This is a genomic window from Pedobacter sp. KLB.chiD (genome assembly GCF_047040275.1).
Lineage (GTDB): Bacteria > Bacteroidota > Bacteroidia > Sphingobacteriales > Sphingobacteriaceae > Pedobacter.
The window spans coordinates 3884642-3905268 of the sequence record NZ_CP178207.1 but is presented as its reverse complement, the minus strand read 5'-3'; the positions used below and the strand labels follow the sequence as shown (position 1 = coordinate 3905268).

Annotated in this window: 19 protein-coding genes; 12 read left to right on the top strand and 7 right to left on the bottom strand. The window is 39.0% G+C overall.

Annotated elements, in window-relative coordinates:
- Positions 1 to 152 precede the first annotated feature (152 nt).
- From ACK1I8_RS15970 to hemW, 3 genes are all read right to left on the bottom strand, one after another.
- Positions 153 to 704 (bottom strand): fasciclin domain-containing protein, encoded by a 552-nt coding sequence (locus ACK1I8_RS15970; protein WP_412469381.1) that lies wholly within the window; start codon positions 702 to 704, stop codon positions 153 to 155.
- A gap of 169 nt (positions 705 to 873) precedes the next feature.
- Positions 874 to 1656 carry an SDR family oxidoreductase gene (locus ACK1I8_RS15965; protein ID WP_412466313.1) on the bottom strand — a complete coding sequence of 261 codons (783 nt, stop codon included), beginning with the start codon at positions 1654 to 1656 and terminating at the stop codon, positions 874 to 876.
- Between the two features lie 18 nt (positions 1657 to 1674).
- Entirely contained in the window at positions 1675 to 2808 is a 1134-nt protein-coding gene (hemW, locus tag ACK1I8_RS15960; RefSeq protein ID WP_412469380.1) for a radical SAM family heme chaperone HemW, read from the bottom strand.
- A gap of 165 nt (positions 2809 to 2973) precedes the next feature.
- Between hemW and ACK1I8_RS15955 the strand changes: the two genes are divergently transcribed.
- The 6 genes from ACK1I8_RS15955 to gldN all read left to right on the top strand — a co-directional run bounded on the left by ACK1I8_RS15955 (position 2974) and on the right by gldN (position 9627).
- Positions 2974 to 3951, top strand: coding sequence for a DUF4271 domain-containing protein (locus ACK1I8_RS15955; protein WP_412466312.1), 978 nt, complete (start codon positions 2974 to 2976; stop codon positions 3949 to 3951).
- Positions 3952 to 3966: 15 nt separating this feature from the next.
- Positions 3967 to 4737 carry a uroporphyrinogen-III synthase gene (locus tag ACK1I8_RS15950; RefSeq protein ID WP_029274186.1) on the top strand — a complete coding sequence of 257 codons (771 nt, stop codon included), beginning with the start codon at positions 3967 to 3969 and terminating at the stop codon, positions 4735 to 4737.
- Positions 4738 to 4962: 225 nt separating this feature from the next.
- On the top strand, positions 4963 to 6288 hold the full coding sequence (locus ACK1I8_RS15945; protein WP_412466311.1) for an SUMF1/EgtB/PvdO family nonheme iron enzyme: 1326 nt from the start codon (positions 4963 to 4965) through the stop codon (positions 6286 to 6288).
- 39 nt (positions 6289 to 6327) lie between these two features.
- Positions 6328 to 7134, top strand: a complete 807-nt coding sequence (gene gldL / locus ACK1I8_RS15940; RefSeq protein WP_412466310.1) for a gliding motility protein GldL — start codon at positions 6328 to 6330, stop codon at positions 7132 to 7134.
- Positions 7135 to 7175: 41 nt separating this feature from the next.
- A complete protein-coding gene (gldM, locus tag ACK1I8_RS15935) occupies positions 7176 to 8708 on the top strand; it encodes a gliding motility protein GldM (protein WP_412466309.1) in 1533 nt (510 codons plus the stop codon).
- Positions 8709 to 8715: 7 nt separating this feature from the next.
- The gene (gene gldN / locus ACK1I8_RS15930; RefSeq protein WP_412466308.1) at positions 8716 to 9627 is read left to right on the top strand and encodes a gliding motility protein GldN; all 912 of its coding nucleotides are present in this window, start codon (positions 8716 to 8718) and stop codon (positions 9625 to 9627) included.
- An 81-nt stretch (positions 9628 to 9708) separates the two neighbouring features.
- On the opposite strand, the gene ACK1I8_RS15925 is transcribed toward gldN, so the two are convergent.
- The 4 genes from ACK1I8_RS15925 to ACK1I8_RS15910 form a co-directional block, all read right to left on the bottom strand.
- Positions 9709 to 9837 (bottom strand): hypothetical protein, encoded by a 129-nt coding sequence (locus ACK1I8_RS15925; protein WP_412466307.1) that lies wholly within the window; start codon positions 9835 to 9837, stop codon positions 9709 to 9711.
- A 125-nt stretch (positions 9838 to 9962) separates the two neighbouring features.
- Positions 9963 to 11765 carry an excinuclease ABC subunit UvrC gene (gene uvrC, locus ACK1I8_RS15920; protein ID WP_412466306.1) on the bottom strand — a complete coding sequence of 601 codons (1803 nt, stop codon included), beginning with the start codon at positions 11763 to 11765 and terminating at the stop codon, positions 9963 to 9965.
- Between the two features lie 199 nt (positions 11766 to 11964).
- Positions 11965 to 14184, bottom strand: a complete 2220-nt coding sequence (locus ACK1I8_RS15915) for a transglycosylase domain-containing protein (RefSeq protein ID WP_412466305.1) — start codon at positions 14182 to 14184, stop codon at positions 11965 to 11967.
- A 128-nt stretch (positions 14185 to 14312) separates the two neighbouring features.
- The gene (locus tag ACK1I8_RS15910) at positions 14313 to 17075 is read right to left on the bottom strand and encodes a gliding motility protein (RefSeq protein ID WP_412466304.1); all 2763 of its coding nucleotides are present in this window, start codon (positions 17073 to 17075) and stop codon (positions 14313 to 14315) included.
- Between the two features lie 109 nt (positions 17076 to 17184).
- On the opposite strand from ACK1I8_RS15910, the gene ACK1I8_RS15905 reads away from it, so the two are divergent.
- From ACK1I8_RS15905 to atpH, 6 genes are all read left to right on the top strand, one after another.
- On the top strand, positions 17185 to 17409 hold the full coding sequence (locus tag ACK1I8_RS15905; RefSeq protein WP_412466303.1) for an AtpZ/AtpI family protein: 225 nt from the start codon (positions 17185 to 17187) through the stop codon (positions 17407 to 17409).
- Between the two features lie 130 nt (positions 17410 to 17539).
- Complete coding sequence (locus ACK1I8_RS15900) at positions 17540 to 17929, top strand: hypothetical protein (RefSeq protein ID WP_412466302.1); 390 nt, start codon at positions 17540 to 17542, stop codon at positions 17927 to 17929.
- Positions 17930 to 17943: 14 nt separating this feature from the next.
- On the top strand, positions 17944 to 19077 hold the full coding sequence (gene atpB, locus ACK1I8_RS15895) for a F0F1 ATP synthase subunit A (protein WP_412466301.1): 1134 nt from the start codon (positions 17944 to 17946) through the stop codon (positions 19075 to 19077).
- Between the two features lie 42 nt (positions 19078 to 19119).
- A complete protein-coding gene (gene atpE, locus ACK1I8_RS15890; protein ID WP_025144011.1) occupies positions 19120 to 19332 on the top strand; it encodes an ATP synthase F0 subunit C in 213 nt (70 codons plus the stop codon).
- A gap of 87 nt (positions 19333 to 19419) precedes the next feature.
- Complete coding sequence (locus tag ACK1I8_RS15885) at positions 19420 to 19914, top strand: F0F1 ATP synthase subunit B (RefSeq protein ID WP_090983248.1); 495 nt, start codon at positions 19420 to 19422, stop codon at positions 19912 to 19914.
- Between the two features lie 61 nt (positions 19915 to 19975).
- The gene (gene atpH, locus ACK1I8_RS15880; protein WP_412466300.1) at positions 19976 to 20515 is read left to right on the top strand and encodes an ATP synthase F1 subunit delta; all 540 of its coding nucleotides are present in this window, start codon (positions 19976 to 19978) and stop codon (positions 20513 to 20515) included.
- Positions 20516 to 20627: the final 112 nt, after the last annotated feature.

Genomic DNA, 20627 nt, shown 5'->3' with positions numbered 1-20627 from the left:
TAGATGTCAGCTAATTCGGTAACAGAATCAAAATGAATAAATTAATAACTAAATCATGCTGTATCCGGCGATTTGGAATAACCTGTTTAAAAAATAAAAACGTTCTGCCTTTCGCCAGAACGTTCTTACCAATAATAAGGATGTCTTAAATGTTAATTAGGCATTAAAACAGTATCAACCACGTGGATTACACCATTTTTTTGGTAAACGTCTGCAATGGTAACCGTACTCATTCCACCTTTTTCATCTTTTAGCACCAATTTTTTGCCTTTCATCCAGGCCCAAAGTTTGCCTCCTTCAACAGTTGTTAATTCTGCTTTGCCGCCGCCAGCTTTTATTGCCTTTGCAATTGCTTGGCTGTCCATCTTGCCTGCAACAACATGGTAAGTTAAAATTTTGGTAAGGGTTGCTTTGTTTTCTGGTTTAACCAAATTGTCAACAGTTCCTGCAGGCAGTTTGTCGAAAGCCTCATTTGTTGGCGCAAAAACGGTAAAAGGACCAGCACCTTTTAAAGTTTCTACTAAACCTGCAGCTTTTACGGCCGCTACCAGTGTAGTGTGGTCTTTTGAATTTACTGCATTATCAACAATATCTTTAGTTGGATACATTGCCGTGCCACCAACCATTGGATTTTTCTGAGCGTAAACTTGAGTGGTAAATGCCATGGTCATCACGGCAAAAACTGATAGGATTAAATTTTTCATCATTGCTAATTTTTAAGTTTCTGTTATTTGATTCCATTTACGACGGCTTACAGATACTTGGTTTTTATAAATGAAAAATTATTTTTTAAGTTATTGATTATCAGTTTATTAATTTATTTTTTTGTTGAAAAAGATGCTTTCGCTAATTACGCTTGCCGCCAACCGCTTCCTAATTCACTTTCGCAGTTCTCACTTTTTTAGAGAAAATCTTTGGGAAAAAACGTTTCAATAATACTGCCCTGGTTTCTTTTCCGCCGATATAAACTTCCTCTTTTTTGTCGTTAACGGCCTGCACGATTTGTTTGGCACATTCGGCAGGTGTCATGGCATTTTCGTGAGCTTCGCCCATCATATTAAGTGGATTACCATCACCGGTAAGCGCATTGTAGGTGACATTCGTTTTGATAAAGCCCGGGCAGATGATCGTGATGTCGATATTTTTGTCGTAAACTTCAGATCGGAGGGAATCTAAATAACCATGCAACGCATGTTTTGAAGCGGCATATGCAGAGCGGAATTTCGTGCCAAATTTTCCGACCAGGCTACTAATTGCAACGATCTGGCCGCCGCCGGCAGCGATCATTGATGGTAAAACCGCTTTACTGAGTGTAACGGTGCCCCAAAAATTGGTGTCCATAATTTGTTGTTCAGTTTTCAGGTTGGTTGCTAAGGCCAGGCTCCGCTGGCTTACACCTCCACTGTTAATCAATAAGTCGATCTTGCCAAAAATACGGATGGCATCAGCAGCTTTGTTTTCGAGTAAAGCAGTTTCGCTTAAATCGAATGGTAACACATGGACATTAAAGGAATTTTGGCAGTTTCCTTTAACGCGGAACAATTCATCGCGGTTTCTTCCTGAAATAATCAGTTTGTTACCTGCTTTAAAATATTCATATGCCAGGGCTTCACCAATACCTGATGATGCGCCCGTTATCCAGATAATTTTTGACATAAATATGTAATTGGTTATTTAATCATTCTCAACAATAAACAGTTCAGAGGCAATATGATCGGCAAATAATTTCCCATTCTGGCTTAAATAAATGTTATCCCCTTCGATCAGCAGCCAGTTTTTATCCTCAAAATTTTTAAGGTTATGTTTTGTTTCTTCCAGAAAATCAACTCCAAAATCGTAATTTATTTTTTGTAAATCAGTCCCCCACATGGTTCTGAGCGAAGTCATAATGTATTCGTTAAATCTGTCGTTTAAGCTCAGCTCCTCAACAACTTCAGGGAGTTTGTTTTGTCCTAAAGTTTCCAGATACAAAGCGTTGTTTGCCGGGTTCATGTACCGGTTTTGGCCATTAAAACCATGAGCAGATGGACCGATGCCAATATAATCAACACCTTTCCAGTAATTGGTGTTATGCACGGCATAATGGCCCGGCTTGGCAAAATTCGAAATTTCGTAGTGTTCGAATCCGGCATCTGCCAGTTTTTTCATTAACATTATAAACTGTGCCGCACTTTGGTTATCATTCGGGGGACTTTGTTTTTTGTTTTTGATGGCATGGGCCAAAGCTGTCCGGGGTTCTACCGTTAGGGCATAGGCAGAAATATGGGGTACCTCAAGCTCGGTTGCTTTTTGGATATTGTTTAGCCATTTATGGTCTGTAAGTAAAGGGTAGCCATAAATCAAATCGAGTGTTAAGTTCTCAAAACCTGCATCCTGACTTCTTTTGATACAATCTTCAGCATCTTTGGCCTGGTGTGCCCGGTTCATCCAGATCAGATCTTCATCATAAAAAGATTGGATTCCTACACTAAAGCGGTTAACGGGCAACTTTTTCAGCTCCTTTAATTTCTGGGCTGTTAAATCATCGGGATTGGTTTCAATGGTAATCTCTGCACCGGCATTTACCGAAAACGTATGGTGAATCACATCAAAAATCTTTTGCAGTGCAGCTTCCGGCAGGATAGATGGTGTACCTCCACCTAAATAAATACTCCCAACCTGTCCGTTAGTCCGGTCTTTTTTCATTTTTATTTCCTTACAAATGGCTTCTACCATTTCATCAGCATATTTTAAAGAAGTACTGAAATGAAAATCGCAATAGTGACAGGCTTTTTTACAAAAGGGGATATGGATATAGATACCAGACATTGCATGCAAAGATAGTGAAGTTAATTTTTCTTTATTGTCATAAAGATGAAGCAATGATTCTGCAGGCACAAGGGGCTTAAACAAAGTTATTCATCATTCCTTATTTTCTTTAGGTAAAACTTGATTATTCGACTACTTTTGCAACCGGAAGTTTTGATTTACAGCATGTCGAAATTTATTTTCTTTTTGTTTGCGTTTGTATGGTCTGCTAATTTTTTAGCAGCACAGGAAATTCCTGTTCAAACAGATAGCGTAGCCGTGAAGCAATACCAATATCGGAAATACCGGCCCGACTCGGCAACTTTGGCCAGGCAGCGGTTTTCTACCGATTCCTTAATTCGTCATACCTGGGTACTTCCTGATCATTTAATTAATAAAAACGCACTTTTAGATACTATTGAAAAGGAATATCTTTCTCCAAAACTGGATTTATGGGCATGGCAAAATAAGTACCGGCATTTAAAGAAAAAAGCAAATCCTTATCAGTTGGGCACTAAAATTCCAAAGGGAAACGTAGGTTTACTAGGCTTTATTTTTGGTATGCTGATCATCTTCGCCATTTTAAAAAATGCTTTTTCCAAGCAGTTATCGGCAATTGTTCAGGCATTTTTTAGTAACAGGATCCTGAATAATATCAATAAAGAAGATAACCTGTTTAGTTCATGGCCTTTTTTGTTGCTTTTTGTGCAGTTCGGTTTCGTTTTTGGGATGTTCTTTTTTCTGGTAGCACAGTGGAATGATATGTATCAAGCTAAAGACGGGTTTAAGTTTTTCTTTAGCATATCTATTACCATTATTATTTTTTATGCGCTAAAATTAGTGATATTGCGCTTTTTAGGTTACCTGTTTAATGTGCAGAAACCGGTAGGCGAATATATTTCAATTTTATACCTCAGCTACTTCAACGCGTCGTTACTGTTTATTCCTTTAGTGGTTGCCTTTGCACTATCACCACTTAAATATGGCTCAGTTTATATCGTATTGGCTTTCTTATTGTTAGGCGTTATTTTTGCCTTTCAGCTGCTACGGGCAGGGGTGACCATACTTTCTAACAATAAGTTTTCTAAAATGCATTTATTTTTGTACTTTTGCGCCCTCGAAATATGTCCCGTCCTTATACTAATTAAAACGATAGGACTGTAGCAGGAAAAAGGAAAAATGCAAGAAAAGAACGACTCTAGAATCCGCAAAGTAAAAAGTATTTTGGTTACTTTACCAAAACCTGAAACAGAAAAATCTCCTTACTACGATTTGGCTAAAAAACACAACTTAAAAGTTGATTTCAGGTCTTTTATCCACGTTGAAGGTGTACCCGCAAGAGATTTCAGAAAGGATAAGATTAATCTGGCAGATTTTACGGCTGTGATTTTTACCAGCCGAAATGCAGCAGATCATTTTTTTAGAATCTGCGAAGAAATGCGTTATGAGGTGCCCGCAGAATTGAAATATTTCTGTTTATCCGAAACGATCGCTTTATATCTGCAGAAGTATATTCAGTATCGTAAGCGCAAGATCTTTTTTGGTAAACAAACTGCAGCCGATTTAGCCGAAGTGTTAAAAAAACATGCAAACGAGAAGTTTTTATATCCTTGTTCTGATATGGCAACCGAAGATACGATGAAGTTTTTGGAAAAAAGTGGATATAATTTCACTCCAGCAGTTTTATTTAGAACAGTAGTGAGCGACTTGTCTGATTTGGCTGAAGTATTTTATGACGTTATTGCATTTTTTAGTCCTTCAAGCATCCAGTCTTTATTTAAAAATTTCCCCGATTTTAAACAGAATAATACCCGTATTGCTGCTTTTGGAACCAATACCAGCAAGGCCTGTACAGACATGGATCTGATCGTAGATATTGCTGCTCCTACCCCAGGTGTCCCGTCGATGACGATGGCCATTGAAAATTATATCAAAATATCTAATAAATAACACAACGAATAATTTATTATAAGTCAATACAATAAATGCGTAACTTTACTGTTTACTAAGTAGTTACGCATGTTGTTGAAAAACTTGTAAGGCTGTTGGAAAATTGTTAACCTAACTTTAATTGCCTTTAAGTGATGATTTAATGTAAAATATTTGCTTTTATAGATAATTTCTGTGATTTTTGATAAAATTGCTCCTAATCGTGCTTTGCACAACCTTAAAAATATGAAGAAAATCTACCTTCTAGCTATTGTAGGTATAACTGTAATGCTAGCAAGCTGTGGCCACGGTGGCCAGGGTGAGCTGGTTGGTGCTTATAACCGAAAATTTAAAAATGATAGAATCCCACTAGGAATGGTTTATATTCCGCCAGGGCATACACCATTGGGAGGATCGGACGAAGATATTACATTTTCTCAGAACGGACCTAGCAGAATGACTACCATTAGTGCATTCTTTATGGATCAGACTGAGATTTCTAATGCGGAATACCGTCAGTTTACGAATTGGGTGCGCGATTCGATTGCGATTTTGATGATGGGCAACCCGCAACAATTTATGATTACTCCAAGAGGAAATGCCGCAACAGCTCTTGGCGGAGAGAAATACATCGACTGGAAAAAGGTTGGTCCAAATGGTGTTAATATCTGGCGCAATAAAGGCAGGGGGGCAGCGGCGGCTCAAGTGAGCCAACTAGACGGTATGTATTATTCTGGCCTGGATGCCCTTCCGGGGAAGAAGGAATTAGATGTCCGTAAATTCGAATATTCATATGCTGAATTAAATATGGAGAAGGCCGCTATCGGGCATAAAGACCCAAACAGCAAACGCCAGGACTATATCGATCGTTATACCGTTGCTATCTATCCTGATACCATGGTTTGGAAAACAGATTATTCTTATTCACAAAACGATCCGATGGTGCGTGGTTATTATAACCACCCGTCCTACGATGATTATCCTGTAGTTGGGGTAAGCTGGGAGCAGGCAAAAGCTTTCGCTCACTGGAGAACCAGGTTGTACGATGGTGTTGCGACATCAAGGAAACTACCTTCAGGATCTAGATCAGACTACAGGTTGCCAGCAGAAACAGAATTTGAATATGCCGCAAGGGGCGGTAATACCAAAACAAAATATCCGTGGGGCGGTCCTTATATTAGAAATACTAAAGGATGTTTACAAGCCAATTTTAAACCTGGCCGTGGGGATTATTCTAGCGATGGCGGTATTTATACAGTTGGTGTCAGATCATATTTTCCTAATGATTATGGCTTGTACAACATGGCCGGAAACGTATCGGAATGGACTATTACGGCTTATAATAAAGGTGCTGGTCCGCTGTTACACGACCTAAACCCTAACTTTACTTATGATGCTGGTGCAAATGACAGCAAATACAAAAAACGTAAAGTGGTAAAAGGTGGTTCTTGGAAAGATACAGGCTATTTCCTGCAAAATGCAGTATCAACATATGAATATCAGGATACGCAAAGGTCATATATTGGCTTCAGATGCGTTTCATCTTACCCTGGTACCGATTTAAGACGTTAAACCAATCAAACTAAAAAACTAAAGAAAAACATCAAATTTATGGCATCAAAGAAACAACCAGGCTGGTTACACGTAGCGATTTCATGGGGAGCAAGTATTGTAATTATCGGAGCATTATTTAAAATTACACACCTTGGTGGATCATGGGCAAATTTAATTATAGGCGTTGGTTTAGGGGTAGAGGCTTTATTGTTCTTCTTAACAGGTTTCTTTCCACCGGAACCGGAACCCGCATGGGAAAGAGTTTATCCTGAATTACAAGCAGATTTTAAAGGAGAATTACCAACAGCTTCGGCCAGGCCTGTGGCCGCAGTGGCTTCATCTAATACGGCAGCTTTAGATAAAATGTTATCAGATGCTAAAATTGGACCGGAGTTGATCGAAAGTTTAGGTACAGGTCTACGTACGTTCGGTGATAAGGTAGCGGCAATTTCGAGTGTTGCAGATGCATCTACTGCAACAAATGAATTAACTGGTAAAATTAAAACCGCATCAGCCGGTTTTGATAATCTGAGCGCATCTTTTGAAAAGGCAACTGCTAATTTAAAAGCAATGGGCGAAAGTAATGTGGATTCTCAGGCTTACCATGATCAGGTTAACAATTTGGCTAAGAACTTATCGGCTTTAAACGCAGTTTATGAATTGGAATTACAAGATTCAAGTGCACATCTAAAATCGATGAACAAATTCTATTCAAACTTATCTTTAACCATGCAGAACTTTAACGAATCGATGGAAGATTCCAAGCAGTTTAAAGAAGAGGTGAATAAGCTGGCTAAAAACCTATCATCGCTTAATGCAATTTATGGCAATATGCTATCGGCTATGAACGGCCCACGTGTATAATTTGTTTAGTTTTTAATTTTTAAAGAAAAGCTACATTAAACATGGCAGGCGGAAAAGAAACAACAAGGCAGCGGATGATCAATATCATGTATTTGGTATTGTTGGCCATGCTTGCCTTAAACGTATCAGATACCATTTTAGATGCATTCAAAAATATCAACGATAGTTTGGATACTTCTAAAAACAATGTAAATACAAGTATTAACCAGTTGTTTTCTGCCTTCGAAAATTCGAAGTTGAAAGAAGAGCCGGCACGTGCTCAGCCTATTTATGATAAGGCTAAACAAGCTCAGAAAGCGGCTGATGAACTGAATAACTATATTGAAAGCATTAAAAAAGAACTTACTCAGGCAGGAGACGGAATTGATCCTGAAACAGAAGACCTGGTAAATAGGTCCAATCAGGATATTGCACAGAATATCATGATTAACCAAAAGAAAGCGGATGAGTTAAAGAAGAGAATCAATGCGACGAGAGAAAAATTGATCTCTTTGTTAGATCCTGCAGATCGGACAAATGTTTCTTTCTCTCTTGAAGCTAAAGACCCGGCAAGAAAAAGAAAGGGCAACTGGCAGGAAACTTACTTTGGTGAGGGAACGCCATTGACAGCTGCCATGACCATTTTGACCAAACTGCAAGCAGACACTAAAAATGCTGAAGCAGAGGTTGTGAAGAAACTGTTCGGAAATATGGATAAGGCGCAAGTTAATCTGGATCAGTTTGCGGCAGTTGCAGTAGCACCTACTTCTTATGTAATTCAAGGTCAACCTTATACTGCTGAAGTATTTTTAACGGCCAGCGATTCGAGATCAACTCCAGATATCACTGTTAATGGAAATAAATTATCCGTTAAAGATGGCAAAGGAACTTATTCAGGTGGTACCGGTAGTGTTGGTCAGTTTACCTGGGTAGGTACGATCCGTGTTCGCCAAACTGATGGCCAGATAAAGGAATACAAAACGCAGCCACAAACTTATCAGGTAGCGAAACCGTCGGCATCTGTTTCTTCAACCAAACTGAATGTTATTTATGCTGGTATTGCCAATCCCTTTACCGTTTCGGCAGCCGGGTTTCCATTAGAAAGTGTGCGTGCTTCAATTTCAGGAGGTTCGATGTCTGGTAGTAATGGAAATTACAATGTCAATGTTCCGGGCAGCATGGTAGGTCAGGAAGTATCCATCAATGTATCAGCCAACAATGCGGGTAAAACCGTTAGCTTGGGCTCACAAAAGTTCAGGGTGAAAGCCATTCCGGCGCCGGTGGCAAAGGTTGGCGGACGCGCAGGTGGTGATATTGCTTCGGTTCAGTTAAAGAGCGAAACCGAGATTGAGGCAGATCTTGATGATTTTCCTTTCGATGTTAAATTCAAAATACAACGTTATAAATTAACCGTTATTAAACCACGTTCTGATGCTGTTACTGTTGCCGGTAGTGGCGGAAGTTTTGCTGGTGCAGTTAAAGGCGCTATAAACTCAATTACTCCTGGAACAAGGGTGTTTTTTGAAGATATTGTTTCTGTAGGTCCTGACGGGCGGCAAAGAATTTTACCTTCGTTGGCATTTAGTGTAAAATAAAAAGAAGATGAAAAGGATTTTAAGTATTGCTATTTCAGTTTTGTTAACCACATTTGCTTTTGCACAAAAAAAGCCAACCAGGTTAGCTCCCAAAAAAGCTGCGCCTGTTGCTGCTGCTCCTGCAGTTGATACGGTTAAAGCCCCTGTTAAAACAGCTAAAAAGAAACTAAAGGTTCCCCCTAAAGATGGTTTCTATGCCCGTAAAGACATTGACAGTACTGAAATGGTTCCTTTGGCTGATGTAAGAGAGGAGGATGTTTTTTATGCAAAACGGATATGGAGAGAGATTGATTTACGTGATACGGTTAATTCGGTCTTAAAATCACCTAAATCGAGATTGATTGATGTTTTGATTGCGGCAATTAAAAAGGAGGAGCTAACAGCATATTCTCCGATTGATAGTGCCTTAAACGAAGATGATGCTTTTAATAATCCAATGTCTGCAGACTCAGCAGCTAAGTCTGCATTAGGAACGGCAGAAGTTTCGAATAATAAAACCGGAACCGTTACTACGGTCGTTAATGATTTTAACCCGGAACTGTTCTTGAAATTCAGAATAAAAGAAGACTGGATTTTTGATACCAAACGTTCTATTTTCGAACCTCGGATTGTAGGTATTGCACCATTAAAATACAATGAAGTTTCAAAACAATGGCAGCCTGTATTTTGGGTATACTATCCTGAAGCCAGAGAAATTTTGACAAAGAAACGTTTGATCAATACCAATAATGATGCATCGTCATTAAGTTTTGATGATTTCTTTATCCGCCGCTTGTTTAGCAGTTATATTGTAAAAGAATCGAATCCCGGTGATAACAAGATCAGGGATATTATTGCAGACCCTAAACAGCGGTTGTACGAATCAGAAAGGATAAAAAAATCTGTTCTCGATTACGAACAAGGTCTTTGGGAATACTAATCTCATAAAAAAGGCTCCGATAACAATCGGAGCCTTTTTTGTTTAGGTAGGTTCGTTACTTCCTACTCCATCCGATGGCTTTCAGATGGGAATCGAAATACAATAAGTTTCAAGACCGGCTTCTGATGCCTTAAAAGGGCTTTCAGATTCGGTAAAATACCATACGCCCAACAGAAGTTTGGTTATGGCAACCAAGATGTTGTTATTCATGTAAATAGGGATGTTTTTAGGAGCGTATTAACAGCCCTAAAGTAGGAAAAAAGGATTTGAGTAGATGCGATCAAGATTAACAAAGTGTTAATATTTTTACCGGTGCATCTATTTTAATAACGGATTTACGCTTCTTTAAAATGTGCAAGCAGGGCAATTATCTGTTTTCTATTGAGTACTTCTGCAAGTTCTTTTTCTGTAGCATCTTTAATTTTTTTAACCGATTTAAAATGGGTCAACAGTTTGTCCGCAGTCGTTTTGCCGATACCTTCAATCTGTTCAAGCTCGGTTTTAAGTGTACCCTGATCGCGTTTTTTACGGTGAAAGGTAATTCCGAAGCGGTGCGCCTCATCCCGCAATTGCTGTATTACTTTTAAGGTTTCTGATTTCTTGTCTAAATATAGCGGGAAGGAATCACCGGGATAGAACAATTCTTCTAATCGCTTAGCAATACCGATAACCGTTACCTTGTTCTCTATACCCAATAACTTTAAGCTCTTCACAGCTGATGAAAGCTGCCCTTTACCGCCATCAATAATGATGAGCTGAGGCAAGGTTTGGTTTTCGTCCAACATTCTTCTGTACCGACGGAAAACAGCTTCTTCCATGGTTGCAAAATCGTTGGGGCCTTCAACCGTTTTCACATTAAAATGACGGTAGTCTTTTTTGGATGGTTTGGCATCTTTAAACACTACAATCGCCGAAACCGGATATTTCCCCTGAAAATTAGAGTTATCAAAACATTCGATGTGTTTTGGAAGCTGCGTTAAACGCAGATCTTTTTGCATGGTGGTCAAAATCCGATCGGTGCGTAAATCAGGATTTAACTTTTCGTATTGGTTAAGCTTTTCTTTTTTAAAGAATAGTACATTCTTTTGCGAGAGCTCCAGAAGTTTCTTCTTTTCACCCAGTTTCGGGACGGTGAATTTTAGACTTTCGTCTTCGAGTGAAAGCTCAAACGGAACAATGATTTCTTTTGAGGTGCTGTTGAATTTGGTTCTAAATTCCAACATCGCTAAGGTTAAAATCTCATCATCACTTTCATCCAACTGCTTTTTAACCTCAATGGTCTGTGTTTGGATAATGGTTCCGTTCATTACCTTTAAGTAGTTCACAAAAGCATAACGTTCGTCTGAAGCGATGCTCACCACATCAACATTCGTAATGGCACTGTTTACCACCGTCGATTTGCTCTGGTACTTTTCCAGGATTTCTAATCGCCTTGCGTATTGATGCGCGAGTTCGAAGTTCAGGTTTTCTGATGCCGATTTAATGACGCCTTTAACATCGCGGATGACATTTCCGATTTTACCGTTCAGGATTTCCTTGATCTCGCCAATATTTTTATCGTAATCGGCTTCGGTCTGGTAGTTTTGGCAGGGGCCTTTACAATTACCGATCTGATATTCGAGGCAAACTTTAAATTTGCCTTCATCTATATTTTTTTCGGTCAGGGGTAAGTTACAGGTGCGTAAAGGGTAGGTTTCTTTGATCAGATCCAAAATGGTATGCATCATACCGATAGAGCCATAAGGGCCAAAATAGGTAGAGCCGTCTTTTATCACTTTACGTGTCCAGTAAATGCGCGGAAAATTTTCATTTTTTACGATAATCCATGGATAGGTTTTATCATCCTTTAAATTGATGTTGAATTTGGGCTGATGCTTTTTGATCAGGCTGTTTTCCAATAGCCAGGCATCAATCTCCGTATCTACAATGGTAAAGGTAATTTTCCGGATCTTGGATACCAATACCCTCGTTTTGCCATTAAACTGGTTTCTATCGCTGTTAAAATAAGAACCTACACGGTTACGCAGGTCTTTTGCCTTACCAATGTACATGAGCTTTCCATCGGCATCCCAATACTGGTACACGCCGGGTTTATGTGGGATTGCGGTTAATGCTGTTTTATGGTCGAAACTGCTCATGATTACAAAAATAGGATTCGGGAGGGGAAATTTCGATGGAATGCCCCGATTTAATGTATTTATAATTTGGGCGTGCCCCAATCCCGAAGGTTCGGGAAAAGGTTCAGGCTATCCGTTGCATCCTTTTACTGCGTTTCTGCTACGCTCAATATTGCAGCAAAAGGATTTCCGCTGCTATCCTTCACGCAGAAGTTGATGGTTAAAATCCCAGCTTCTCGTCCAGTTCGCTCGTACCTTCTTCCTGTTGCTGGTATTGGTTACAATCGAAAGTAATCGAAACGCCAGATTTTGGTGCCTCAAAATCAGCATGACTAATTTTTAGCGCCGGATTGGCATATACCCTTTTAATAAAGCCTGCAAAAATAGGGAGTGCTGTATTTGCCCCCTCACCTTGATTGGTACTGATAAAGTGGAAAGCCCTGTCTTCACAACCTGTCCAGATACCGGTTACCAACTGTGGAGTAATGGCCATAAACCAACCGTCTGAGTTATTTTGGGTAGTACCGGTTTTCGCTCCGATTGGTGCATTCACTTTATATTTATAGTTTAATCTCGATCCTGTTCCATTGGTTACCACGCCTTTAAGCATCCGTGTCATTACGTACGCCACTTCCTCGCTCATAATCGGTTTTGGTATTTCCTTTTGAGAAAATAATACTACCCCATTTTTGTCCTCAATTCTCAGTAGATAAATGGGTTTGGTATAAATTCCTTTATTGGCAAAAGCACCATATGCACCCACCATGTTATAAACAGAAGAATCGAAGGTACCCAAACAAATGGATGGAAATGCCGGAACATTAGGAATGCCCATTTTTGTAGCCAAGGTAGATACGGCCACCGGACCAACCTGTTTCATTAAGTACGCCGTAACATAATTTTGTGAGTAGGCCAGTGCTTTTTGTAAGGTAATGCTGCCGGGTAGCGGTTTCCCCGAGTTTCTTGGTGTCCATGGCTCACCATAACCTTCAATCGTTACCGGAACGTTGGGTACCGTATAACAAGGCGAATAACCATTTTCGATGGCTACTGCGTAGGTAAATGGTTTCGCTGTTGAACCTACCTGGCGGGTTCCCATTTTAACCTGGTCGTATTTAAAGTGCTCGTAATTAATTCCACCAACCCATGCTTTAACGTGTCCGTTGGTTGGGTCCATGGTCATCATCGCATTTCTGAGTAACATTTTGTAATAACGTACCGAATCTATCGGTTTCATTACCGTATCGATATTGCCTTTCCAGGTAAAAATGGTCATCTCTGTTTTGGTGTTGAAATCATTTTTAATTTCTTCATCCGATTTACCTTCCAGTTTTAATGCTTTATAACGGTCAGACCGTTTGATTCCCTGTTCAATCTGCAAAGTTTTATCCTTAAATGGATTTCTGCCTTTCCAACTGGCAATAAACTGTGCCTGTAGCACTTTCATATATTCTTTTTGTGCTTCCTCAGCATATAGCTGCATATCATAGTTCAAGGTGGTATAAATTTTTAAACCATCACGGTCTAAATCATATGGTGTGCCATCGGGTTTGGTAATGGATTGCTCCTGGAAAATGTTTTTGATATCATTTTTCAATACCGAACGGAAGTATGGTGCAATACCATCGTTAACAGTTGCGGCATTGAAATGCAGGTTTAAAGGTTTTTCTTTTTGTTCGTCAAATTCTGATTGGCTTAAGAGGTCAGCCTTTACCATTAAGGCCATAACCGTATTTCTGCGTTCCCTGGAGCGCTCAGGATGGCGGGTGGGTGAATACATGGTAATACCTTTTTGCATACCTACCAGAGTTGCAGCCTGCGTTAAATTCAACTTATCCGGGGTGGTATTGAAATAAACCCTTGCTGCAGATTTAATCCCATAAGCCTGATTACCAAAATCTACTGTATTTAAATACATCGTAATAATTTCTTCCTTGGTATAGTTGCGCTCCAGTTTAACAGCAACAATCCACTCTTTAAACTTGGTTAATACCAGCGAGAAAAAATTGAGGTTCGATTCGCGTGGAAAAAGATTTTTAGCCAGCTGTTGGGTAATGGTACTGGCGCCTTGTTTTTTACCGATCAAGTTATAACCGATTATGGAAAATGTGCGTTTAAAATCTATGCCTGAATGTTCTTTAAACCGGGTATCTTCTGTTGCAATTAATCCATTGATTACATTCTCAGAAATATCTTTATAAGTAACATTCGATCTGTTTTGAACAAAGTAGGTACCTAACGGACGGCCATCTTCGGCAATAATTTCTGATGCCTGATTACTTTTTGGATGCTCAATATCCCTGAAAGAGGGTAGAGCACCAAATAGCCCCAATCCAATCATCGAAATGAAAATGGCAAAGAGGGCAATTCCACCAATCAATAATTTCCAAATGAGTAAACTGTATCTTTTTGTATCCTGTGGAGAAAGGGATTTGTTCATTTTGTGTTATTATTTTCCAAAACACCGGGATAGGCGATTTTGGATGCAAATTTATTAATTTTTTATAGAATCAAATTTAAGGTTTGGTGTTAGCCCTTTCGCTTTAAGCCTTAGCCGTTTACCTTCGCTTATTTGTAATTGTCTCTTAAAAACTCGAGATATTCGTTTATCCTTGCCCTGTCTGTCAGTTTTTCAAAGTTTTCTTTGCTGATGATAAAGCCTTTATACAGGTTGGCAGGAACTTTCATAATGTTCTTTAACTGACCAACAATGCTCGATTCGTAAAGTTTTGCATCCTCAAAATCGATAAAGCTGGTAATGTAAATCAACTGGTCGTTATCCAACTCGACCAATTTATGTTCCAGATCATTATCAGGGTAATTTCCTCGGTTAAACTGACCGATCCCAAAACGTGATGAACTCAAGGTTAAAGTGGCATCGGCTACATCTATCACGTAATAATACTCTTCTGATTTTGCCGTACTGAAAATACTAACGGGTTTGGTTGGATCAACTGGTTTAACCTCAACTGGTTTTACTACCGGAGTTGGTTCAGCGTTTTTTGCTACAGAATTTTCAACTGGTAGCGGTTTTGTTGGGATGGCAACCGTTGCGGCCTGGCTTATAAAACGAGGCGCGTTGGCATCAAAATCAACCAGGGCTACCGGGCGCTGCTTAAATTCGTTGAGGTTAGCCTCAATGTACTTTAAGTGATCACGTACCAAAGGCGTAATAATTTTATCATTGGGATAGCGCTCGGTAATCAGGTTAAATTCGGTAAGCAGCGGATCAACCTTTGCTGTACGTCCAACAGCGATGGCTTTTAAGTAAGCATATTGTGGTGCCAGATCACTTTCGGGAAAAGCCGTGATATTATCGTCAGCCTGTTTCACCACATTGGCATAATCTTTTTTTAAGTAAGCATCAAAAGTTAGATTGTAATTGTTGATGGCAATATTTTCCATCTGTGTTTGCTTGGCAGAGTACGATGGATCTAAAATATTTTTCGCAAAATTAGATTCCGGGAATCTGGTCAGTACCAATTGCTTATACTGGTCAGATTTTACTTCATCAATGCCTTTATAATTCAGGTATAAACTATAGTAAATAGCAACCAGATGATTATTATCCGGATATCTTTTGATCAGTTCTAAATATATTTTATTTGCCTCCGGCTTATCATTCAATTCTTGCTGATAAAAGCTCGCGATTTCGAAATAAGCATCAATAATTTTCTGATCAGATGCGGCCAATAGTGCTGGCGTGGTTGGTAAAGCATCCAAAAACTGTTTTTCAACGGAAGTCTGGTCTGTGGCCGTTGGGTCGGTTTGTCCATTGGCAGGTATAATTTCTGTAGCTACTTTTCCACCGGCTAAAACCTGGTTGGTTTCCTGTGCAGATGAGCGTATGCTCTGGCGCCAGTTGTCTTCCAACTGTCTGGTTCCCCATCGTTTTTTAAAATCGCCGAAGCCATTGCTGATTGCTGCATTATTATTAAAATAAAAGGTGTTGCCGGCGATATTGTTTGTCGTATTTAAACTTCTGTTCGGAAAATCCGGATCATTTAAAAATTGGTTGTTCAGTACACCACCGGTACTAACCACTTCAACCTTTGGTGTTAAATAAGCTTTAACTTTAGCTTCACGCTGGGCAGCCGGAAGTTTGGCAATGGCCTGGGCAGTGTCTTCTTTGGCAATAATGGTATACCTGTCGGTTAAATATTGCAGGTTATCTGCCTTTTTAAGAATATTATCGTAATCAGGAAAGTTTTTGGGCAAAATCATCACGGTACTGTCATAGTACAGTTTTGCTTTGATATAGTTGTTAAACTCCTTAAAGTTTAAATCGGCAATTCTTAAATAAGATAGGGCTTTTTGCGTTTGGTTTCTGGTGCTTTTTAAAACCGACTTATGGTAGTTCTCTTCTGCCTTTACAAAGTTTCCTTCGGCAGAGAAGAGTTCCCCAACCTGGTAATAAATCTGATCAGTATAATCGGTGTTTTTATCATCTTTCAATAAAGCCAAAAGTTGCTGTTCCTTATTAAGTTTTTCTCCATTTAATAAGGCCCTCAGTTTAATCCGGTTTAAATTGGCATGAAAATACATCTCAAAAGGTGCATTGCTTTTCTCAACTTTGGTGAAATTGGTATAAGCATCCTGGATATTTTTTTCTTTTTCCTGTAACTGAGCCAATATAAAACGCCAACGGATACGTAACTGTTTTTCTTCAGGTAAAGCAATGGCCGATTCTAAAAACAGGATGGCTTCTTTATAGCGTTTTTGATAAATACGCATCTGAGCAGTTGTGGCCAATGGTTCGGCCAGGTCTTTTTTTAATTGATCGGCAGCGCGCAGCATGGTATCAATAATTTTATCGGCCAGTACCATATTGTTGAGTTCCATTTGGCTACGTGCTTTCCAGTTCATGGCCATAATAAAGGTATTCAGGTCGCTGTTATAGGTTTTAGCCGTATAATCAAAGTATTCTGATGCGATAAAATAATTGCCTTTAAGGTAATTCGCCTTGCCCAAAAGCATGTAGGCATCGTCAATGTAGTTACTGAAACTTTTATCGTTGATAATGGTTTGTCCTTTGGTAATTACATCATCAAGCTGTTTATTGGCGGCCCCAGGTGTGAGTACTAAATTTATCTGTGGCTCAGGATCAAGATAAACAGGTAGGATCTTTTCGTAATTGTCGGCATAATTTTGCAGCAAACTCTCATTGTATTCGCTTAGTAAAACATTGGCGTTATAGATGTAATTGTATTTTGCGGTTAAGTTCTGAAACCTACGATCTACCGCAGTATCTTTATTTGCAACACAGCCGTAAATAAAAATACTGATGAGGATGAGGAAGGGATTTAAGTTTTTGTTAGCGTAATTTTTCAAGTATGATAAATCTCTTAAGTAATGTATAATAAACAATATATATAGAAAAATATTTTATTTGGCAACAAATTTTAATTATTCAAAGTTAATTTAATTATTGCATTAAAAAATGGAAAATCCGCAAGAAGAAGATACAAAGAAAAAGGTGAATGCAGCAGCAAAGTATTCTGCCATTGGTTTCCAGATGATCGCTACCATAGGCCTGCTTACTTTTATAGGTTACAAAATTGATGAACACCGAAAAAGCAAAACCAATTTAATTACTGCAGCCTTTGCGCTGGCCGGTGTTGGAATTGCACTTTACCAGGCTATTAAGCAGGTTACTAAAGGATAGTTTGGAGTTAAGATTCGGAGTTGTGAGTCTATTTATCTGCCGGGTTAACCAATTTAATCATTCTGTACTAGCGAGTTGATTTTAAAAACCTTATCTTTGCACAAGTTTTTATCTGCTAAGAAATTATACCTTGACTCTAGCCAAATTTACCAGTATCTATTTCATTTTCGTGGGCCTGTTAATTGGTGTTATAGCCGTTTTGCCTATGGTATTTCCTGATCAACAGCTTTTGGTGAACAACTTTTGGGTAATGTTTGGCTTTTTGGCTGGTATCACCTATATCGCTTACATATTGGTTGATATTGGTATAAAACGTGATCCTGAAGTAGGTGTTATGGCTATTATGGGATCGATAGCGGTGAAGATGATTTTTTGTATGGCTTTTGTGTTGATTTACAGTATAAAAGCAAAGGGAATTGGGCCTGTATTTCTGCTTAATTTTTTTTCTTTATATTTATTGTTTACGGTCTTTGAAGTTTACTGTTTGTTACGTAACTTGCGCCACCAAAATTTAAAGTAAAAAACTGCCAATAAATGGATTGTAACCGAGTTTTTGTGTCTAAAGTTAAAAGGCTAACTATTGTTTTTACGCTTTTAATCGCGTTTTTATCTATCAAAATTGATACTTTCGCTCAAGTTGATAGCGCTGTTGTACCTGTTGATAGTGCTGTTGCCGAGTCTGCTCAAGCGGTTTCTGGCGAGCACGGACCTGAAGCCGGTCATGGTAAAGAAAAATTCGAGCCTACCAAAGTAATTATGGAACACATTGCCGATTCGCACATGTGGCATCTTTGGGGACATACGTCATTGCCTCTTCCGGTAATTTTATATACACCTAACGGTTTAGAGGTTTTCTCATCAGGTAATTTTCATCACGGCGAGCACGACTATAACGGTAAATACAATAACTATCGTTTAGAAGAGGATCATATCAAAGTGGTTGGTGCTGACGGTAAAGTGGATGAAGAAGCAAGTAAGTCTGTTTTAGATTTTTCGATCACTAAAAACGTTGCTGCAATGTTTGTAGCCATTCTAGTTATCCTGATTGTATTTATTTCAGTAGCTGGAGCTTATAAAAAACGTGCCGGTAAAGCACCGAGAGGTTTACAGTCTTTAATTGAGCCGGTTGTTCTCTTCGTAAGAGATGATATTGCCAAGCCCAACATTGGTCATAAATATGCGAAGTTTATGCCTTATTTGTTGACCACATTTTTCTTTATCTTATTTAACAACTTGTTCGGTTTAATTCCAATTTTTCCAGGTGGTGCCAACGTTACCGGTAATATTGCCCTAACTTTTGTAATGGCCTTAGGTACCTTGATTATCGTTAACATCAATGGTAACAAATACTATTGGAAACATATTTTCAGACCAGATGTTCCTTTTTGGTTATATCCGATCATGATTCCTGTGGAGTTAATCGGTATTATTTCTAAGCCTTTCGCTTTGATGGTGCGTTTGTTTGCAAACATCACCGCTGGACACATTATCGTGTTAAGTTTAATTTCCTTAATCTTTATTTTCGAAACATTGGCTATTGCCCCGGTTTCAGTTGCATTCGTATTGTTTATGGATGTATTGGAATTACTGGTGGCATTTTTACAAGCCTTTATTTTTACCTTATTAACTGCCTTGTTTATTGGCATGGCAGTAGAAGAACATCATTAACAGAAAACTATTTTTTACAAATTAATATAAATTAAATTAGTTATGGTAGGTTCAATCGCGGCAATCGGTGCCGGTTTAGCAGTAATCGGTGCAGGTATCGGTATCGGTCAAGTAGGTGGTAAAGCAATGGAAGGTATTGCTCGTCAACCAGAAGCTGCATCAAAAATTCAGACTGCAATGATTATCGCTGCTGCCCTTATTGAGGGTGCTGCTTTATTCGGTGTGGTAGTTGCATTATTAGGCTTAAACGGTTAATAAGCACTGAAAAAATTAGGCTGGGTATTTAACGATTGGTTATTTACCCTGCCTTATTAAAAGATTGTTTTTAAAAATTAGATAAAAATGGAATTAGTAACCCCAAGCATAGGATTGGTTTTTTGGACATCATTAGCATTCATCTGCTTATTGATCTTACTTAGAAAATTTGCATGGAAACCTATTTTAGGTGCAATTCACGAGCGTGAGCAAAGCATTGATGAGGCTTTAAACAAAGCAGAATTGGCCAAACAGGAAATGGCCCGTTTAACCAGCCAGAACCAGGATTTGATGCAACAGGCCCGTGCTGAGCGCGACGAAATTTTAAAGGAAGCTAAAACCTTAAAAGATAGTATCTTAAATGAGGCTAAGAAACAAGCCCAGGTTGAAGGTGCTAAATTAATCGAGAAAGCTAAAATCGAGATTGAAAACCAAAAGAAAGCAGCTTTAGCCGAAGTTAAAGATCAGGTTTCTACTTTATCATTAGAAATTGCTGAACGTGTATTGCGTACCCAGTTAGATGATAAAACCAAACAGGAAGCTTTAGTAGCTAACTTGTTAAAAGACGTTGAATTAAACTAAGCGTATTGCGTAAAGCGCTAAGCGTGCCAAACGCCGAACGCTGAGCGCCAATCCTAAATATATGTCAGAAATTAAAGTTGCAAGCAGATACGCCAAATCACTGATAGATCTTGCCATTGAGAATAATGCACTGCAAGATGCTTATACCGATATGGTCTTATTTGAAAAAGTGGTTGATGAAACCCCTGAGCTGGAAGCGATATTAAATAACCCGATTGTACCTTTAGATAAAAAGACCGGAATTTTAAACGGTATTTTTGCCGATAAAGTGGGGAAATTAACCATCACTTTCTTCAAAACCGTTGTTAATAAAGGCCGTTCAGCTATTTTATTTGCTACTGCAAAACAATTTGTGCAACAATACAATCAGATTAAAGGTATCGTTACTGCTGATGTTATATCCGCTACGGCTTTAAGCGCTGAAGCCAGGGAACAGATTGTTGCCATTGTGAAAAAAGAATTGGGTGCCAATCAGGTGATTGTTAACGAAAAAGTTAACGGGAAATTAATTGGCGGTTTCATATTAAAAGTTGGCGATAAGCAATTTGATGCCAGTATTGCCAGCGGGTTAAGTAAACTTAAAAAAGAATTTGCGCAGTAAGCGCTAGGCGATAAGCGTATAGCGTTAAAACGCCAAACGCAAACCGCCAAACACAGAGAATATTGCGATAAGCGGATGGCGAATTAATGCCAGGCGCCATGCGCTAAGCACT

Coding starts and splice junctions, on each gene's coding strand:
- atpB (WP_412466301.1), top strand. CDS start 17,944: ATGGATTGTAACCGAGTTTTTGTGTCTAAAGTTAAAAGGCTAACTATT.
- ACK1I8_RS15905 (WP_412466303.1), top strand. CDS start 17,185: ATGGAAAATCCGCAAGAAGAAGATACAAAGAAAAAGGTGAATGCAGCA.
- atpE (WP_025144011.1), top strand. CDS start 19,120: ATGGTAGGTTCAATCGCGGCAATCGGTGCCGGTTTAGCAGTAATCGGT.
- ACK1I8_RS15970 (WP_412469381.1), bottom strand. CDS start 704: ATGAAAAATTTAATCCTATCAGTTTTTGCCGTGATGACCATGGCATTT.
- ACK1I8_RS15885 (WP_090983248.1), top strand. CDS start 19,420: ATGGAATTAGTAACCCCAAGCATAGGATTGGTTTTTTGGACATCATTA.
- gldM (WP_412466309.1), top strand. CDS start 7,176: ATGGCAGGCGGAAAAGAAACAACAAGGCAGCGGATGATCAATATCATG.
- ACK1I8_RS15950 (WP_029274186.1), top strand. CDS start 3,967: ATGCAAGAAAAGAACGACTCTAGAATCCGCAAAGTAAAAAGTATTTTG.
- uvrC (WP_412466306.1), bottom strand. CDS start 11,765: ATGAGCAGTTTCGACCATAAAACAGCATTAACCGCAATCCCACATAAA.
- ACK1I8_RS15945 (WP_412466311.1), top strand. CDS start 4,963: ATGAAGAAAATCTACCTTCTAGCTATTGTAGGTATAACTGTAATGCTA.
- ACK1I8_RS15965 (WP_412466313.1), bottom strand. CDS start 1,656: ATGTCAAAAATTATCTGGATAACGGGCGCATCATCAGGTATTGGTGAA.
- hemW (WP_412469380.1), bottom strand. CDS start 2,808: ATGTCTGGTATCTATATCCATATCCCCTTTTGTAAAAAAGCCTGTCAC.
- ACK1I8_RS15955 (WP_412466312.1), top strand. CDS start 2,974: ATGTCGAAATTTATTTTCTTTTTGTTTGCGTTTGTATGGTCTGCTAAT.
- gldL (WP_412466310.1), top strand. CDS start 6,328: ATGGCATCAAAGAAACAACCAGGCTGGTTACACGTAGCGATTTCATGG.
- ACK1I8_RS15925 (WP_412466307.1), bottom strand. CDS start 9,837: ATGAATAACAACATCTTGGTTGCCATAACCAAACTTCTGTTGGGCGTA.
- gldN (WP_412466308.1), top strand. CDS start 8,716: ATGAAAAGGATTTTAAGTATTGCTATTTCAGTTTTGTTAACCACATTT.
- ACK1I8_RS15915 (WP_412466305.1), bottom strand. CDS start 14,184: ATGAACAAATCCCTTTCTCCACAGGATACAAAAAGATACAGTTTACTC.
- atpH (WP_412466300.1), top strand. CDS start 19,976: ATGTCAGAAATTAAAGTTGCAAGCAGATACGCCAAATCACTGATAGAT.